The sequence below is a fragment of the Bifidobacterium avesanii genome (assembly GCF_009299475.1).
Taxonomy (GTDB): Bacteria; Actinomycetota; Actinomycetes; order Actinomycetales; family Bifidobacteriaceae; genus Bifidobacterium; species Bifidobacterium avesanii.
The window spans coordinates 85436-103216 of sequence record NZ_WBSN01000008.1 but is presented as its reverse complement, the minus strand read 5'-3'; the positions used below and the strand labels follow the sequence as shown (position 1 = coordinate 103216).

The 17781-nt window shown below is 66.6% G+C and carries 14 protein-coding genes; 9 read left to right on the top strand and 5 right to left on the bottom strand.

The features are described 5' to 3' along the window. The first annotated feature begins 311 nt into the window (after nt 1–311). On the top strand, nt 312–488 hold the full coding sequence (locus tag DSM100685_RS10735; RefSeq protein ID WP_163201075.1) for a hypothetical protein: 177 nt from the start codon (nt 312–314) through the stop codon (nt 486–488). A 14-nt stretch (nt 489–502) separates the two neighbouring features. Further along, a complete protein-coding gene (locus tag DSM100685_RS05930; protein ID WP_152350432.1) occupies nt 503–757 on the top strand; it encodes a hypothetical protein in 255 nt (84 codons plus the stop codon). A gap of 184 nt (nt 758–941) precedes the next feature. On the opposite strand, the gene DSM100685_RS05925 is transcribed toward DSM100685_RS05930, so the two are convergent. Both DSM100685_RS05925 and DSM100685_RS05920 read right to left on the bottom strand, forming a co-directional pair. After that, nucleotides 942–1721 (bottom strand): nitroreductase family protein, encoded by a 780-nt coding sequence (locus DSM100685_RS05925; RefSeq protein ID WP_152350440.1) that lies wholly within the window; start codon nt 1719–1721, stop codon nt 942–944. 400 nt (nt 1722–2121) lie between these two features. After that, nucleotides 2122–2493: a DUF4235 domain-containing protein gene (locus DSM100685_RS05920; protein WP_152350431.1), complete on the bottom strand. Its 372-nt coding sequence runs from the start codon at nt 2491–2493 to the stop codon at nt 2122–2124. A 265-nt stretch (nt 2494–2758) separates the two neighbouring features. Between DSM100685_RS05920 and phoA the strand changes: the two genes are divergently transcribed. Further along, nucleotides 2759–4945, top strand: a complete 2187-nt coding sequence (gene phoA / locus DSM100685_RS05915; protein WP_152350430.1) for an alkaline phosphatase — start codon at nt 2759–2761, stop codon at nt 4943–4945. 126 nt (nt 4946–5071) lie between these two features. Here phoA and DSM100685_RS05910 read toward each other — a convergent pair whose 3' ends face one another. Further along, a complete protein-coding gene (locus DSM100685_RS05910) occupies nt 5072–5854 on the bottom strand; it encodes an HAD family hydrolase (RefSeq protein ID WP_163201073.1) in 783 nt (260 codons plus the stop codon). After that, nucleotides 5848–7548 (bottom strand): alpha-amylase family glycosyl hydrolase, encoded by a 1701-nt coding sequence (locus DSM100685_RS05905; protein ID WP_152350428.1) that lies wholly within the window; start codon nt 7546–7548, stop codon nt 5848–5850. Before DSM100685_RS05905 ends, DSM100685_RS05910 begins: the two co-directional genes overlap by 7 nt. A 258-nt stretch (nt 7549–7806) precedes the next feature. On the opposite strand from DSM100685_RS05905, the gene DSM100685_RS05900 reads away from it, so the two are divergent. From DSM100685_RS05900 to DSM100685_RS05880, 5 genes are all read left to right on the top strand, one after another. Beyond that, nucleotides 7807–9066: an extracellular solute-binding protein gene (locus tag DSM100685_RS05900; protein ID WP_152350427.1), complete on the top strand. Its 1260-nt coding sequence runs from the start codon at nt 7807–7809 to the stop codon at nt 9064–9066. A gap of 165 nt (nt 9067–9231) precedes the next feature. After that, nucleotides 9232–10638 carry a carbohydrate ABC transporter permease gene (locus tag DSM100685_RS05895; RefSeq protein ID WP_152350426.1) on the top strand — a complete coding sequence of 469 codons (1407 nt, stop codon included), beginning with the start codon at nt 9232–9234 and terminating at the stop codon, nt 10636–10638. Beyond that, nucleotides 10635–11543 (top strand): sugar ABC transporter permease, encoded by a 909-nt coding sequence (locus DSM100685_RS05890; protein ID WP_152350425.1) that lies wholly within the window; start codon nt 10635–10637, stop codon nt 11541–11543. The genes DSM100685_RS05895 and DSM100685_RS05890 overlap by 4 nt, the downstream gene beginning before the upstream one ends. A 259-nt stretch (nt 11544–11802) precedes the next feature. Beyond that, complete coding sequence (gene pulA / locus DSM100685_RS05885; protein WP_152350424.1) at nt 11803–13845, top strand: type I pullulanase; 2043 nt, start codon at nt 11803–11805, stop codon at nt 13843–13845. Between the two features lie 9 nt (nt 13846–13854). Next, a complete protein-coding gene (locus DSM100685_RS05880; protein WP_152350423.1) occupies nt 13855–14610 on the top strand; it encodes a TraX family protein in 756 nt (251 codons plus the stop codon). Here the strand turns inward: DSM100685_RS05880 and DSM100685_RS05875 are convergent. Beyond that, nucleotides 14594–15637 carry a LacI family DNA-binding transcriptional regulator gene (locus DSM100685_RS05875; protein ID WP_152350422.1) on the bottom strand — a complete coding sequence of 348 codons (1044 nt, stop codon included), beginning with the start codon at nt 15635–15637 and terminating at the stop codon, nt 14594–14596. The two genes, DSM100685_RS05880 and DSM100685_RS05875, sit on opposite strands and share 17 nt — an antisense overlap. Nucleotides 15638–15893: 256 nt before the next feature. On the opposite strand from DSM100685_RS05875, the gene dnaK reads away from it, so the two are divergent. Next, nucleotides 15894–17777: a molecular chaperone DnaK gene (gene dnaK / locus DSM100685_RS05870; protein ID WP_152350421.1), complete on the top strand. Its 1884-nt coding sequence runs from the start codon at nt 15894–15896 to the stop codon at nt 17775–17777. Nucleotides 17778–17781: the final 4 nt, after the last annotated feature.

The following is a 17781-nucleotide window of genomic DNA, read 5'->3' as shown; positions in this document are numbered from 1 at the left end:
CCAGGGGTGACGCCCGGTTTACTTTCCGAACCCGGTAGCTAAGGCCTGGCGCGGTGATGGTACTGCACTCGATAGGGTGCGGGAGAGTAGCACGCCGCCGCAAATTATTCGTGTTTGGCCCGGAGGGGATTCCCCTCCGGGCCTTTTTCGTTTTCACCCGGGGTGTTCCCATATCCACCGGCCGGCCGGGTTTACCCGGCCGGCCTTCGCGCGGGTCGGTTCCATACGGGCCGATCGCCGTTTCCCACGGGGATCGCATCCGGAGGCGTGCGCGGCCGTCTGACTGAGCAGGACCGATCTCACACTGATTGATGTCCCTGTTCCTGTCCGTGGCCCAGACCGGCGCCGGCGAACGCGGATCCGAAACCTTCGTGGCGGCCACGCAGCAGGGCGCGCACTGGGGATATCTGGCGCTGACCGTATGCGTCGCATGCGCGTTCCTGGCGAACCTGCGCGCCTTTGCTGCGGGTGTCACCAAGCGAGGCTAGACTCGGGGCTTGTTATGGCCCACTATTTCATTCCCAAGCGCTGCGCCACGTCGAACAAGATCATGTATCACGACAAGGTGCAGGCGCAGCATGCCGCGGACCAGTGCTTCACGGAGCGGGGATCGGAGCTGTGGGTGTACCGGTGCCAGTATTGCGGATCGTGGCATCTGACCAGCCATGATCCGGCTAACGCGCACACCTATGTGCCGTTGAATCAGCAGATCAAGCCGCACAGCCGCAAGAAGGGGTACAAGCCGCGGCGGCGCTAGTCATATGACTCTACGGTTTGTGGCGGCGGACACGATGCTGGACACACTCGAGGCCGTTCGGCCATCGCTCGCATACGCTCGCTAGCTTACGGTCCAGCATCGTGTCCGCCGCCACAAACCTTTGCGGAACAACTGTCGCGCCTAGGCTTGTGAGGCCCCTTGAAGGGATAAGGAAGGGCTGGGACTAACGGTCGAGGCGGAAGCCTTGGGCGGCGGCGAGGGGGAGGACCTTGTGGGCGTCGTCCATCTGTTGGGCGGCGAGCTTGGCGATCTGGTCGCTGAACGCATCCACCGGACGATCCGCATGGCGCAGATCGTAGTACTGGTGCACGGTGGCGTCGAACTCGGTGATGCGTTCGCGAATGGCCGCAGTCGCCTCGTCGTCGGTCGGATAGGCGTCGTCGAAGAACTGCAGGTCGCGCGGCATGCGGGGCTTGACGGCCGGATCCTGCGCCGGCTTGCCGATCGCGAGGCCCAGCACCGGGTAGGTGTACTGAGGCAGGTGCAGTGCGTCGATCAGACCGGGCACATCGTTGAGCAGCGAACCGAGGATCACGCAGCCGAGACCCAGCGAATAGGCGGCGGTCTCCATGGCGTGCAGGGCGAGCACGGCGTCGTTCTGCGCCTGCGTGAAGCGGTAGCTGGCGGCCAGACCGTAGGCGTCCGGATCGGTGGGCACGCCCTTGGCGTCGGCGATCAGGGCGTTGCGGTGCTCGTCGGCCACGAACACGTACAGCAGCGGGGCGGTGGCGATGTACGGCTGCCGGCCGATCTCGGCCATGCGGTCCTTGAGCGCCTGATCCTTGACGCGGATCGCGGACCAGTCGTTGAGGTACTGGCTGGAGGCGGCGTGCTGGGCCACGGTCTCCAGCGTTTCGACGGTGTCGGCGTCGATGGGGTCCGGGGCGAAGGCGCGAATGGAACGACGGTTGAGCAGGGCATCGATGGTGCCGTTGGAAATCAGTGTCATGGCTCAAGTATCGCGCCGGCCGGAGCCCGTGTCCAACGTTTGCGCCCGTTGCGGAACCCTCATTCGATCCAACCTGCGTCCTTGACATTGCGGATTGGAACGAATGACGGCGAATTGGGCGCCAACGGAGTGGAAAAAACAGGGTGATTGTTCCAAGCCGCGATTTCGGGGCGCAGGTTGGAACGAATGGACGATGATGACGACGCAGCTAGTGGGTGTGCAGCCAGTGGTTGCGCGATCAGCGGAGGTGCAGACCGTGGCGAACGAGCGGCGGCGACGATGCGGCGGTGGCACCATCAGCGCCGCGAGTGACGCAAACGGCGCGGATGACGTAGACGATGCGGGTGCGACGTCATCAGAGTCGAAGACGGCGCAATGAGCAACGCAGACGGCGCTAGCGGTGTGCGCGACGGTGGCGACGATCGACGATGGCCTGCGAGCTGCGGGTGGACAGCGTGGCGACCGCGGCGCCCACTGCGGCGGACAGCGCGGCGAACGCGACGGAGAGCAGCAGGCCCTTGGCGGATTCCTGACGCACGTCGCCGAAGCGCTTGGCCGTGCCGCGGTTCCATGCCATATCGAACAGCTTGCCGGCCACCAGTCCCGCGACGGAGGGCAGCGCCGCCTTGAGGATCTTGTCGCCCATGGAATCCGGGTCCTGCTCCATCTTCGCTCGCATCTCATCCACCTTCGCGTTGACGCGCTCCAGCTGCGCGACCACGTGGTCCGCGGCGGAAGGCTCGTCGTCGTAACGGTAATCGGTCATGCGTCCCATTATCCCACGCGGCTGATCCCACGCGGCGAATCCGTCGTCGGACGCCGATCTACGTAACGCTTTGAGAACGGTTGTTGTTATCGAGCGTGTTTGCCGGAAGTTCACCGGAAGTTACCGGACATGATCGTTTGCGGTCGCCTTCCGGTTGCGTTGCTGGTCGAAGCTGGTCGTGTCTGGGCCGGAGGCCGCTGGATGCGGTCCCCACCGTCGACACCTTCGGGGGACGGCACGAGCCCGACGTTGAAAGGAAACTGAAGTGAAGCAACACAAGGGACTCAAGGCGGCCTGCGCGGCCGTCGCGTCGCTCGCCATGCTGGCGGCGCTTCCTGGCATGGCCAACGCGGCCGACGGCAAGGGCGTGGACGCGCTTTCCGTGCACGGCGGCGCCCAGCGCATTGCCACCATCGGATCCAAGAGCGCGAAGAACGTCATCCTCTTCATCGGCGACGGCATGGGCGATTCCGAGATCACCGTCGCGCGCAACTACCTGCACGGCGTGAACGGCAGCTTCGACGGCATCGACAAGATCGGCCAGCCGAGCGCCCTCGGCGACACCGAGGTCGGCACCGGCCAGTACACCACCTTCTCGCTGGGCGCCAACTCCAACGACAGCCTCGTGGCCAAGGACAAGACCGGCAAGCTGGCCGGCTCCAAGACCGCCGGCGTGATCACCCCGGTCACCGACTCCTCCGCGTCCGGCTCCAGCTGGGCCACCGGCACCAAGACCTACAACAACGCCGTGGACATCGACGTGAAGGGCAACCCGCAGCTCAACCTCATCGAGCTCGCCAAGGCGGCCGGCAAGGCCACCGGCAACGTGACCACCGCCGAGATCCAGGACGCCACCCCGGCCGTCCTCGAATCCCACTCCTCCGAGCGCGCCTGCTACGGCCCGCAGGGCAAGTGGGACGGCAAGACCGACACCAACGGCGACGGCAAGATCGATCCGGCGACCGACGGCAACCAGGCCAAGAACTGCCTTGCCGACCAGCTCAAGGTCAACGGCGGCATCGGCTCCATCTCCGAGCAGCTGCTCGACACCCGCGCCGACGTCACCATCGGCGGCGGCTCCAAGTACTTCAACCAGTTCGACCAGAACGGCAACACCCTGTGGCAGCAGGCCAAGGACCGCGGCTTCCAGACCGTCCAGTCCGGTGACGTCAACGGCTTCAAGAACCTGAAGTCCGCCGACCAGAACAGCCCGGTGCTCGCCCTCCTCGGCGACGGCAACCTGCCCACCAAGTTCAACCCGTCCGTCGCCACCAAGGCCGACCCGGCCAAGGACGAGAACCCGACCACCTGCACCGTGAACGACAAGTGGCTCGGCAACCAGGGCGCCTCCCTGGCCGACTTCACCAACAAGGCGCTGGATCTGCTGCAGGGCAACCCGAACGGCAAGAGCAACGGCTTCTTCCTGCAGGTCGAGGGCGCGTCCATCGACAAGCAGGATCACAACGCCAACGCCTGCGGCCAGATCGGCGAGACCGACGACCTCGACGCCGCCGTCTCCGCGGCCCTGAAGAAGGTGGACCTCAAGGACACCCTGATCATCGTGACCGCCGACCACGCCCACACCTCGCAGATCGTCGAGGCTCAGCCGTACTACGCGCTGAGCACCGTGCTTAAGAACAAGCTCGGCGAGAAGATGGTCGTCTCCTACGGCACCTCCGACGCCCCGGTCTACCAGGACGAGAACGGCGACCCGATCGACAACGACGAGTACACGCAGGGCGAGAACGGCGACGCCAACACCGAGGAGAAGTTCGACGGCGCCCAGGGCAACATGAGCCACACCGGCACCCAGCTGCGCATCGCCGCCTCCGGCCCCGGCGCCTCCCGCGTCGACGGCCTGACCGACCAGACCGACAACTTCTACACCATCGCCAAGGCGCTGGGCCTGGCCACCGACAAGGCCGACCAGGACGCGCTGTCCGCGAAGGCCGAGGTCAAGGCGCAGGACAACAAGAACCAGGTCTTCGACGCGACCGGGTTCAACGGCGACGCCGTGCTCTCCTACAAGCTCACGGACGACCAGGGCAAGACCGTGGCCGCCTCTGCCGACACCACCGGCCTGTCCGGTGTGCGCGTCCAGACCGCCGGCACCACCACGCTGGACCTGAGCCAGTACGTCAAGCAGGACGGCAAGTACACCCTGACCGTCACCGGCCGCCAGTCCGGCAAGACCGTGACGATCAAGAACTTCGCCGGCCCCACCGGCACCGAGGGCAACCAGTCCGGCGAAGTGACGCCGGGCGCCGGTGAGAACGGCCAGAACGCCAACAAGCCGATCGCTTCCGGCAAGGTCGAGCAGCCCGCCCCCGTGGCCGGCAAGCTCGGCAAGACCGGCGCGACCGTGATGGGCGTGGTGCTCGCCGCCGCGGCCCTGCTCGTGGCCGGTGGCCTCATGGTCGCCGCCAAGAAGGGCGTGTTCGGCAAGCGCTGAGCGTTCCGCCCCGCAAAGCATAGCGATTTCTGACCTAACCGGCCCGGCAACCCGTCCGGATCGGAATGGCAAATCGGCGGAATTCCGCCGGTCCCATTCCGGTTTTCGGGCGGGATATCCGGGAGGCTAGGTCAGGAATCGCTTTTTCAGTATGTGATAGTCGGGATTCGGCTCGCCGGGCAGGGACAGCGCGGCCTCGGGACAGGTCGGCGGGTCGCCGGCCGGGGAAATGGCGGTGTGCACATAGACGGCGTCCATGCCGACCGCCCGCGCGCCGAGAATGTCGCAGCGGATATCGTTGCCCACCATGAGCGCGCGGTTGGGATGGTCGTTGAGCCCCTCCAGGGCCAATGCACGGCGGAACAGGAGCGGGGACGGCTTGCGCACGCCCTCCTCGCTGGAGATGATCATGCGGTCGAACGCGCCCACGAGTCTTAGCGACGCGAGTTCCGGGCGCGTGTAGCAGGACTGCGCGTTGCTGAGCAGCACCACGCGCACGCCCGCGCCGCGAAGCGACGACAGCAGGTCCCGGGCGCCGGGGTACAGGCGCAAGAGCAGCGTGCTGGCCCGGCGGAACGTCCACGCCAGCGCGCGGGCCGCCCGGTCGCCCTCCGCGCCGGACAGTCCGGGCAGCAGCGCCCGATAGGCGGGCAGCACGTCCGGCTCGTAGTCGGGGCCGGGCGCCGCGGGCTCGTGCAGGGCCATCGCGCATTCGAACGCGTCGCGCGCATCCTCCGCGGCGCGGTACGGCGACGTGGGGTCCGCCGTGCCGATCGCCGTGGCCAGCGCATTCCACGCGGCCGGCATCCCCTCGTCGGTGCGGATGTCCACCAAGGTGCCGTACAGGTCGAAGAACACCGCGTCGTATGGCAACGAGCGAGTAGCCGCCGCCTCTGCCGCCGCTACCATGCGAACACCGCGAAACTCTGCGGGCCGAGCGTCAGCCGCCCGTTGCCGTCCGCTCCGATTGCCGCGTGCGCGTCGCCGCATTGGAGCAGGGGGCCGGACGAGGCACCGCGTCCGGGGCCGCGCTCGCCGGAGGGGACCGCGATCGTCTCCCGTCCGCGTCCGGGGTTCATGGCGACCAGCAGACGCTCGCCGGCGGCATCGTCGGCGTCGGCGTCCCCGGTGGCCGTCCGCGTCCGTAGAAACGCGAACGCCCGGCCACGCTCCGGAGTCGCGACGACTTCAAATCCGGCCGACGAACGCAGCGCCGGATGAGCCTCGCGCAGGGCGAGCACGCCGCGCACCCATTGGTACAGCGAATCGTCGCGGGCGGATTCCGATGCGACCGTGGGCGCGTCGGGCGCGGGGTCGGCGGACAGATAGCGCGAATCCCCGATGCCGTCCTTGCCGCCGCCTGCGCCCCACTGCATGGGCGTGCGGCTGCCGGTGCGCGCGTAGCCGCCCTCGAACGTGGGCAGGGGACGGTAGCGCATGCCGATCTCGTCGCCGTAGTAGATGAACGGGCAGCCGGGCATGGTGAGGATCATGCCGTACGCCACCTTGAGCTCGCGTTCGGTGAGGCGCTGGGCCGTGCGGGGCGTGTCGTGGTTGCAGGTGATGAGGTCGAAGCGTCCGCCGTGCGCCTCCGCGGCGCGCAGCTGCGGCAGATAGTCGTCGAGGAACGGGCGGATGGACGCGCCCGAGTCGGCGTTGAAGTAGCTGCGGTCGCCGTCGCGCGAGAGCGGGTCGTCCGTGTCGCGCAGCAGGCGGTTGTAGCCGTTCGGCTTGCCGTCCCATCGCCAGTCGAGATAGAAGTCCATGTCGAACCCGGCTTCCATCGACTCGCGGGGCCGCCCCCATTCGGACACGAACGCCGCTTCGGGGAATTCCGGTCGGATGCGCGAGAACAGATATTGCCAAGTGCGGATGGTGTATGGCTTGCCTTCGTCGTCGCCCTTGACGAGGCTGTCGGCCATGTCCACGCGGAATCCGTCCGCCCCGCGCGAGAGCCAGAAGCGCATCACGTCCAGCATCGCGCCGCAGGTGGCGAGGGCGTCCGGGCCGAGCGCCGGGGACTGCCATGCGCGGCGGGGGTGCGCGAAGCCGTAGTTGAGGGCGGGCTGGCACTTGAAGAAGTTGAGCACGTAGGTGCCGTTGCGCTCGGTCTCGCCGGCGACGAACGGCAGGCCGTCGGCGGCGGAGATCCACGAATCGGTCCAGATGTAGCGGTTGGAGACGTCCTCGCCGGTTGCGGTGCGGCGGTCGGCCGGATCGGCCCGCGCGCTCGCGGCGAACCACGGATGCTCCTCGCTGGTATGGCCGGGGACGAGGTCGAGCAGCACGTGCATGCCGCGTTCGTGCGCGGCCGCGAACAGGGCGGCGAGGTCCTCGTTGGTGCCGTAGCGCGGGGCGACCGTGGTGTAGTCGCGCACGTCGTAGCCCGCGTCGCGGAACGGCGAGTCGAAGCACGGGTTGAGCCACAGCGCATTGCAGCCGAGGCCGCGTATGTAGTCGAGTTTGGCGGCGGCGCCGGGGATATCGCCGATGCCGTCGCCGTTGGAGTCCGCGAAGGACTGGGGGTAGATCTCGTAGAAGCGGGCGTCGTCCAGCCAGCTTGGCGAGGGGTATGGGCGTCCGGCGTGTCGCGGTTGGTTCATGGTTCACGATCCTTGTGCTCCGTAGCGTTCCGCCACCGTGGCGGAAGCGATCGGTGGCTTCATTGTGACACGGATTGCGAACGTTTGCAAAAAGCGTGTTATAGTCAGAATTGTTGATGCGGCGCAAGACATTGCACAGGTACTCGACAGACGGTTTTCACGCTGAAGTGAACGTATGCAATATCAGCCCGCAGGCATCCACAACGTTTGCAGGGCGACATGGGTCGCTCGGCGGATCTTTTGAGGAAAGGAAGATCGATGAAGATCAATTGGAAGAAGGCCGTCGGCCTCGCAGCCGCCGTGGCCATGCTGTCCCCGCTCGCCGCGTGCGGCTCCTCCACGGGTTCCGGTTCCGGCTCCACCGGCTCCGCGTCCGGCGGCGCCACGGACGTGACGCTCAAGGTGTGGTCCCCGCAGGCCGATCAGGCGTCCACCAGCGGCGACTCCTGGCTCACCACCGTGGAGAAGGCCTTCGAGAAGGCGCATCCCGAGTACAAGATCACGTGGACCAACGACGTGGTCGGTGAGGACGACGCCTCCAAGACCGTCAAGCAGGACGCCGCCTCCGCCGCCGACGTGTACATGTTCGGCAACGACCAGCTCGGCACCCTGATCGACGCCAAGGCCATCGGCCAGCTCGGCACCGACGCCGAGAAGCAGGTCAAGGAGCAGTCCGACGAGGCCACCCTGCAGTCCGTCACCTCCACCGACGGCAAGCTCTACGGCGTGCCCTACACCGGCAACACCTGGTTCATGTACTACAACAAGTCCAAGTTCTCCGCCGACGACGTCAAGTCCCTCGACGCCATGCTCGCCAAGGGCAAGGTGGCCTTCCAGATCGGCGGCCCCTGGTACTACACCGCGTTCTACACCGGCGCCGGCGCCAAGTTCTTCGGCTCCAACGGCATGACCGCCTCCGACGGCATCAAGCTGGGCGACAAGGCCACCGACGTGACCAAGTACCTCGCCGAGCTCGCCAACAACCCGAACTTCGTCGTGGACGACGGCACCACCGGCATCGCCGGCTTGCAGAACGGCACCGTGGACGCCTACTTCGACGGCACGTGGAACGCGTCCAAGGCCAAGGCCGCCCTCGGCGACAACTACGCCGCCGCCCCGGCTCCGAGCTTCACGATCAACGGCGAATCCATCCCGATGACCCCGTTCTCCGGCTCCAAGGCCGCCGCCTACAACCCGAACTCCAAGAACGCCAAGGCCGCCGCGCAGTTCGCCGCCTTCCTGGGCTCCACCGACTCGCAGAAGTCGCACTACACCATGAGCGGCGTCACCCCGTCCGACAAGTCCCTCGCCTCCATCGCCACCGACCCGGCGTCCAAGGCCCAGATGGACACCATCGCCAAGATCGCCGTCACCCAGCCGATCATCTCCGCGATGAACAACTTCTGGGATCCGGCCACCACCTTCGGCAACGGTCTGAAGAACAAGGACGTCACCGCCGCCAACGCGGCCGACAAGCTCGCAGAGTTCCAGTCGCAGCTTGACGCGGCCGTCAAGTAGCCATCCCCACGTCGGCGGTCCGGCACTCCGCTTCCTTGCCGGGCCGCCGCTTCCACTCCGTCCCGCATCCCGGCGTTTCCCCTTTCTCCCCGCCGGGACGGGCGGTTTTCCCGTTCGCCCATCATCCCATCGCATCACCATTCCATCCACACCAAGGCGGTAACCATGTCCACTGCGACCATGTCAACGATGGCGAAGCGCCGCCGCAAGCCGAACCCGGACGACGTGGCGCCATCGCCGTATACCCTGCGCGCCGCGCTCGCCGACGGCGACGCGCTCACCAAACTGTCCGCGCTGGTCTTCGGCCTCGGCAACTTCGCGCATCGGCAAATCATCAAGGGGCTGATCCTGCTCGCCGGCGAGATCGCCTTCATCGCGTTCATGATTTCCTCCGGCGCCCACAACCTCGCCATGCTCCCGTCCCTCGGCGACAACGAGGGCGGCCAGCAGCTCGTCGACGGCTTCTGGGAGTACGTGCAGGGCGACAACTCCGTGGTCATCCTGCTGTACGGCGTGTGCACCGTGGCCATCTGCGCGGTGTTCCTGCTGTGGTGGGCCATGGCCGTGCGCAGCGCGTACAAGGCCGAATGCCTGGCCCGCGCCAACGGCGGCAAGGCCCCGAGCTTCGCCGACGACCTGCGCGAGCTCAAGGACGGCAAGGTCTCCAACCTGCTCATGGCCCTGCCCACGCTGGGCATCGCCGTGTTCACCGTGCTGCCGCTGATCTTCATGATCTCCATGGCCTTCACCAACTACGACCAGAACCATGTGCTGCTGTTCGACTGGACCGGGCTCGACGCGTTCAAGTCGGTGTTCTCCGGCAGCGCCTCCGGCGACGTCAATGCCAAGCTGTTCTTCTCGGTGCTCGGCTGGACGCTGGTGTGGGCGTTCTTCGCCACGTTCCTCAACTTCTTCTTCGGCCTGTTCATGGCCATGGTCATCAACCGCAAGACCACACACGGCAAGGGCTTCTGGCGCGCGGTGTTCTCCATGTCCATCGCCGTGCCGCAGTTCGTCTCCCTGCTCACCATGCGCACCATGCTGCAGCCGCAGGGCGCGATCAACCGCATGCTCATCAACTGGGGGTGGATCGACCAGGCGCTGCCGTTCTTCACCGACGTGACGTGGGCGCGCGTGACCGTGATCGTGATCAACCTGTGGGTGGGCATCCCGTACACGATCATGCAGGTGACCGGCATCCTGCAGAACATCCCCGCCGAGCAGTACGAGGCCGCGAAGATCGACGGCGCGAACTGGTGGCAGATCTTCTCCAAGATCACCATGCCGTACATCTTCTTCGTGCTCACCCCGTACCTCATCACCACGTTCACCGGCAACGTGAACAACTTCAACGTGATCTACCTGCTGTCGCAGGGCGAACCGAGCCAGGTGGGCCAGTCCGCCGGCAAGACCGACCTGCTCATCACCTGGCTGTACAAGCTCACCGTGGACCGCGGCGACTACAACCTCGGCGCCGTGATCGGCATCATGACGTTCATCGTGCTCGCGGCGGTGGCACTGCTTACCTACCGCAATTCCGGGTCCTACAAGAACGAGGAGGCGTTCCGATGAAAGACGCTCAGCTCCGCGGCGAAATCCGCGGCGAATCCCACGGCCTGCTGCACGACCAGAAGAAGCGCCGCATCGCCGGCGACATCGCCGCGCACCTGTTCCTCGCCGTCATGGCGGTGATCTGGCTGGTGCCGATCGTGTGGGTGTTCTTCGAGAGCTTCAACAGGAACACCGCCCCCTACACAGACTCCTTCTTCCCCAAGGAGTACACGCTCGACAACTATGTGACGCTGTTCACCGACCGCACGGTGATGAACTTCCCGAAAATGTTCATGAACACGCTCGTCGTGGCGTGCTTCGTGTGCCTCATCTCGGTGTTCTTCGTGCTGTCCGTGGCGTACTGCATGTCCCGCCTGCGCTTCCGCTTCCGCCGCACGTTCATGAACGTGGCGCTCATCCTGGGCATGTTCCCCGGCATCATGGCCGTCACCGCGATCTACTTCATCCTCAAGGCCATGCAGCTCACGGAGGGCTCCGCCGCGGTGCTCATCGCGTTGATTCTAGTGTATTCCGCAGGTTCGGGCGCTGGATTCTACGTGATGAAGGGCTATATGGACACCATTCCGATGTCGCTCGATGAAGCCGCGCTGATCGACGGCTGCACTCGCTGGCAGGTGTTCACCAAGATCATCATCCCCATCTCCCGGCCCATGATCGTCTATCAGGCCATCACCGGCTTCCTCACCCCGTGGCTCGACTTCGTGATGGCGAAGGTGATCTGCCGCACGCAGTCGAACTACACGGTCGCGCTGGGCCTGTGGCTCATGCTCGACAAGGAGTACATCCAGGACTGGTACGCACGCTTCGCCGCCGGCGCGGTGGTGGTCTCCATCCCGATCGCCATCCTGTTCATCGTGATGCAGCGCTTCTACCAGGAGTCGATGAGCGGTTCGGTCAAGGGCTGAAGTCATCAAGGAAGCCCTGTGGGCTTCCGACTGGCTTCAGCCTGAGCGTCCGCCAAGGACGCGAAGGCCGGATTGAGCCTCGCCGTAAGGCGAGCCCATAATTGCAGGGGCCGGAGGCGAGCCATCAAGGAAACCCTGTGGGCTTCGACTGCCCAAAAGTTGCAGATCCGTGCGCATGCGTGGCGATTTACCCGCCGTAAACGCCTGAATATGCAACTTCTGCGCGCGCCACGCGCATCATCAAGAAAGGACACAGAGCATGGAACGGCAGGTTGCCGCCATCAACCGCACCCCGGCCGAGGAGGGCATGCCGTGCCCGGACGTGCCGACCTACGCCGGCGACGACCTCGGCGCCCGCCCCGATGCCGAAGGCACCGCCTTCCGCGTGTGGGCGCCGACCGCCGCGGGCGTGACCCTGCGTCTGTTCGCCGCCGGCTCGCCCGCCGAAGCCGGTGGGGCCGAACCCGCGGAGACCCACGAACTCGTCCCCTCCGAAGGCGGCACATGGCTGGTCCGCTGCGAGGGCGTGGGCCACGGCGTCTACTACGACTACGTGGTCCGCTTCCCCGACGGCACGGTCAACCGCACCGCCGATCCGTGGGCCCGCGCCGCCGGCGTGAACGGCCGGCGCAGTATGGTCGTGGACCTTAGGCGCACCGACCCCGACGGCTGGGGGCATGACCGCCGCCCGTGCGTGCCGGCGAATGAACTGGTCATTTGGGAGACCCACATCGGCGACTTCAGCAACGACCCGCATTCCGGCGTGCCGGCCGAACATCGTGGACGCTATCTGGCCTTCACGCACGCGGACACCACCGTGGACGGCGAGGGCGAATTCCCCACCTGCGTCAACTACCTGCACCGGCTGGGCGTCACCGCCGTGCAGCTCATGCCGTTCTACGACTACGGGTCGATCGACGAATCGCTGCCGGCCGACGACCCCGCGCGCGGCTTCAACTGGGGCTACGACCCCCTCAACTACAACGTGCCGGAGGGCTCCTACAGCACCGACCCGTTCCACGGCGAGGTCCGCATCCGCGAATGCAAGCGCATGATCCAGTCGCTGCACGCCGCCGGTGTCAAGGTGATCATGGACGTGGTGTACAACCACATGTTCTCCGCCGACAACTGGTTCGAGCGCATGGTCCCCGGCTACGCGCTGCGCCGCCGCGCGGACGGCACCCTCGCCGACGGGTCCGGCTGCGGCAACGACGTGGCCACCGAACGGGCCATGATGCGCCGGTACATCGTCGAATCGGTGGCCTACTGGGCGCGCGAATACCACGTCGACGGATTCCGCTTCGACCTCATGGGGCTCATCGACGTGGACACCATGAACGCGGTGCGCGCCGCGCTCGACGAGCTGCCGGACGGCGCGTCCATCCTCATGCACGGCGAACCATGGTCGGCCCGCTCCACCGCGCTCGACCCCGCCGCCGACGTGGTGCTTGCGGACAAGCGTGGCCTGCCGTACCTCGACCCGTGCATCGGGGCGTTCTGCGACTCCACGCGAGACGCCGTGCGCGGCCATGTGTTCTATCAAAAGGTGCCCGGCTACCTGAGCGGCGCCGCCGACGACTTCGCAGTGGACATCCGCCACGCCGAGGACGCGTGGCGCGGCACCCCGCATGAGACGGCCGGCGTGGGGCAGGTGATCCAGTACGTGTCCGCGCACGACGACCTGACCCTGTGGGACAAGCTGTGCGCCACCATGCGCGGCATGCCCTCCGACGCCGACTACGCCGCGGACGGGCCCGCATGCGACGACCTCATGGCCGCCAACCGTCTGGCCGCGGGCATCGTGTTCTCCGCCGCCGGCGTGCCGTTCCTGCTGGGCGGCGAGGAGTTCGCGCGCACCAAGCGCGGCGATGCCGACTCGTACAGTAGCCCCGCGTCCCTGAATCGGCTCGACTGGAGGCGCGCGCGGCGGCTGCGCTCGCTGGCCGGGCACTATGCGTCGCTGATTCGCCTGCGCCGCGGGAACCCGGCGTGGTTCGGCGGCCCGCGGACGGTCGTGCCGCGGAACGACGCCGTGGTGGTGTTCCTCGTGGGCGGCGACTGCGTGGCGGTCAATCCGACCGACGAAGCGCGTATGCAGCTGACGGTCGAACTGGAGACGCCCGAGCCGTACGGCGAACTTGAGCGGATTGACCCCGGGGCGTGGACGTGCGTGTACTGCTCGGCCGGAGCCGGAGCCGGAAACGGACAGGTCGGCAAGGGCAGCGACGAGGCGCGCGTGAGGGGTCGCGCGCTCGTGCTGCCGCCGCACAGCTTCACCGTGTGGCGACGGACGCGGCGGTAGGCTGAAGCCATGAACGCCTTCCGTCTCAAGCTCGTCGGCGCGGTCTGCATGGCCCTGTCCGTCGCGTCCACCACCGTGGTGCCGGCCCTGCTCGGCGCGCCCTCCGCGGACAACATGGGCTCCCTGACCGCCGCGGTGCTGTGCGAGGCCGTCTCCTGGACCGCGATCCCGATCTACGCATGGCTGCTGGTCGAGGGAAGCCGCGTCACGTGCCACGCGGGCGCGTATCTGGGCCGGCTGGTCGCGCTCGCCGCCGTGTGTGAGGTGCCGTATGACCTTGTCGCGTCCGGCATGGCGTTCGATCCGCGCTCGCAGAACCCGGTGTGGGGGTTGGCGATCGCGCTGGCGGTGCTCATGCTGCTCGACTGGGCGGCGCGGCGGTACGCGGGGGCGTCCGGCCGCGCCGCGCGGTGGGCGCTGTCCGCGCTGATTGTGGTCGCCGGGTTGCTGTGGAACCTGCTGCTGGGCGTGGGAGTGCGCCAGCGCGTGATGTTCGTGGGCGTGGCCACCCTGCTGTTCGCCTTGGTGTTTCGGTTCCTGCGCGCCCGCGAGAACACGATGATGCTCACCGCGGGGCTGTTGGGTGCGGTGCTGTGCGTTACGCCGGCGGTTGGCGTGGCCGTGCTGCACTACCGTGACGACCGCGTCGGCGGGGACGCGGGCGCGGGGCGACGGCCGTGGCGGACGCGGTGGGCGTGGTATGCGGTCTATCCCGCACTCCTGCTGGCCGGCGCCGCGCTGACGGCGCTCACGCCGCTGGGGTGAACGGCACTTCCTGATCGAACGGCGCCGCGGTGCCGCGCGGGACGAGCTGCGCCTCCACGGTCTCGTGCGGGGTGTCCAATGCGTCGCCGTTGATGAGCTTGAGCGCCTTGAGCGCGGCGCGGCGGCCCATGTCGTACGGATTCTGGCGCATGGTGGTCAGGTTGATGGTGTCCGCGTAGGGGCTGTCGTCGAAGCCGACGATCGAATAGTCGCGCGGCGTGATGTGCCCGTAGCGGCCCAGCTTGAGCACTAGCGGGATGGCCATCATGTCCATCTGGCAGCAGATCGCGTCCGGGAACTCGTCCAGCGTGAGCAGCGCGGCCAGCGCGGAGTCGGCGAATTCCGGGCCGCGCGCCACCGGCAGCACCTTCCAGTCGATGTCGTGCTTGGATTCCGCGTCGCGGCAGGCGTTGATGAACCCCTGCGTGCGCGCGTCGATGGAGGCGCCCATGGCGGCCGCCTCGGAGCAGGTGTAGACGATGCGGCGGTGCCCCAGATTGATGAGGTACTGTGTGGCCGTGGCCATGCCCTTCTCGTCGTCGATGCACACGGTGGCGTCGAGGCCGTCCGACGGCGGGGTGTTGATGCCGACGATCGGCACGTGGATGCGCTGGAGCTGCTCGGCCTCATGCGGGTCGATGGCGAAGGACGCCACGAACACGGCGTCCACGTTGCGTCTGATGGGCAGGTCGGTGAAGAACTTGTGCCGGGTCTCCGGCGTATCGATGTGCTGGAAGAGCGAGATGTCGTATCCGGCCGGGTGCATGACCGATTCGATGCCCGCGAAGGTCTGCGTGTTGAACCAGCTGGTGATCTCCTCGTTCATGAGCAGCGCCACGCGGTAGGTCTGGCCGGACTTGAGCGCGGTGGCGGAGCGGGAGATGTTGAAGTCGAGCCGGTCGGCCACCTCCAGCACCTTGGCGCGCGTTTTGGCGGAGACCAGTTCCGGGCGCGTGAAGGTGCGCGACACGGTGGAGATGGACACGCCCGCCGCCTTGGCGACTGCGTGGATGTCCGCTTTTGCCATGTTCCCTCCCGTTGCATGCATGTTGGATGCGTACTGCCATGTGCGTTTTCGTACCGCACCATCATACTGCAAACGTTGGCAGAATGACTGCAAATGCGTGTCCGGGAAAATTCGCCGGAAAATCCCCCGCCGGGCGGGAATAAAAAGTTGCGAACGAAAGTTGAGTGATGTAGGCTCAAGTTTTGGAAGGCGAAGGAAACCAACCGGAACCTGAGCGAAGAACGTAAGAACGAAACGAACAACAAAGGAGCACATTATGGGACGCGCAGTAGGCATTGATCTGGGTACTACGAACTCGTGCATCGCCACGCTGGAAGGCGGCCAGCCCACCGTCATCGTGAACGCCGAGGGCGCTCGCACCACGCCGTCCGTGGTCGCGTTCTCCAAGTCCGGCGAGATCCTCGTCGGCGAGGTGGCCAAGCGTCAGGCCGTCACCAACGTCGACCGCACCATCTCCTCCGTCAAGCGCCACATGGGCACCGACTGGACCGTCGAGATCGACGGCAAGAAGTGGACCCCGCAGGAGATCTCCGCGCAGGTCCTCATGAAGCTCAAGAGGGACGCCGAGGCGTACCTGGGCGAGCCGGTCACGGACGCCGTGATCACCTGCCCGGCGTACTTCAACGACGCCCAGCGTCAGGCCACCAAGGACGCCGGCACCATCGCCGGCCTGAACGTCCTGCGCATCATCAACGAGCCGACCGCGGCCGCTCTGGCCTACGGTCTGGAGAAGGGCAAGGAGGACGAGCGCATTCTGGTCTTCGACCTCGGCGGCGGCACCTTCGACGTCTCCCTACTGGAGATCGGCAAGGACGACGACGGCTTCTCCACCATTCAGGTGCAGGCCACCAACGGCGACAACCACCTGGGCGGCGACGACTGGGATCAGAAGATCATCGACTGGCTCGTCGGCGAAGTGAAGAACAAGTACGGCGTCGACCTCGCCAAGGACAAGATCGCCCTGCAGCGTCTGAAGGAAGCCGCGGAGCAGGCGAAGAAGGAGCTGTCCTCCTCCACCTCCACGTCCATCTCCATGCAGTATCTGGCCATGACGCCCGACGGCACCCCGGTGCATCTGGACGAGACCCTGACCCGCGCGCACTTCGAGGAAATGACCGCGGACCTGCTGGATCGCTGCCGCACGCCGTTCAACAACGTGCTGCACGACGCCGGCATCGGCGTGAGCGACATCGACCACGTGGTGCTGGTCGGCGGCTCCACCCGTATGCCCGCCGTCAAGGAGCTCGTCAAGGAGCTCACCGGCGGCAAGGAAGCCAACCAGTCCGTGAACCCGGATGAGGTCGTGGCCGTCGGCGCCGCCGTGCAGTCCGGCGTCATCAAGGGCGACCGCAAGGACGTCCTGCTCATCGACGTCACCCCGCTGAGCCTCGGCATCGAGACCAAGGGCGGCATCATGACCAAGCTCATCGACCGCAACACCGCCATCCCGACCAAGCGCTCGGAGGTCTTCTCCACCGCCGAGGACAACCAGCCGTCCGTGCTGATTCAGGTCTACCAGGGCGAGCGCGAGTTCGCCCGCGACAACAAGCCGCTGGGCACCTTCGAGCTGACCGGCATCGCGCCGGCCCCGCGTGGCGTCCCGCAGATCGAGGTCACCTTCGACATCGACGCCAACGGCATCGTGCACGTGTCCGCCAAGGACAAGGGCACCGGCAAGGAGCAGTCGATGACCATCACCGGCGGTTCCGGCCTGCCCAAGGACGAGATCGACCGCATGGTCAAGGAGGCCGAGGCCCACGAGGCCGAGGACAAGAAGCGCAAGGAGGACGCCGAGACCCGCAACCAGGCCGAGTCCTTCGCGTACCAGACCGAGAAGCTCGTCAACGACAACAAGGACAAGCTGTCCGACGAGGTCGCCAAGGAGGTCACCGAGAAGGTGAACGCCCTCAAGGAGGCCCTGAAGGGCGAGGACATCGAGAAGATCAAGAGCGCGCAGAGCGAGCTCATGACCTCCGCCCAGAAGATCGGCCAGGCCCTGTACTCGCAGGCCGGCGCCGCCGATGCGGGTGCCGCCGCGGGCGCGGGTGCTGCCGGTGCCGCCTCCGGCTCCGCGTCCAAGGACGATGACGACGTGGTGGACGCCGAAGTCGTGGACGACGACGACAAGGACAACAAGTAAGGTT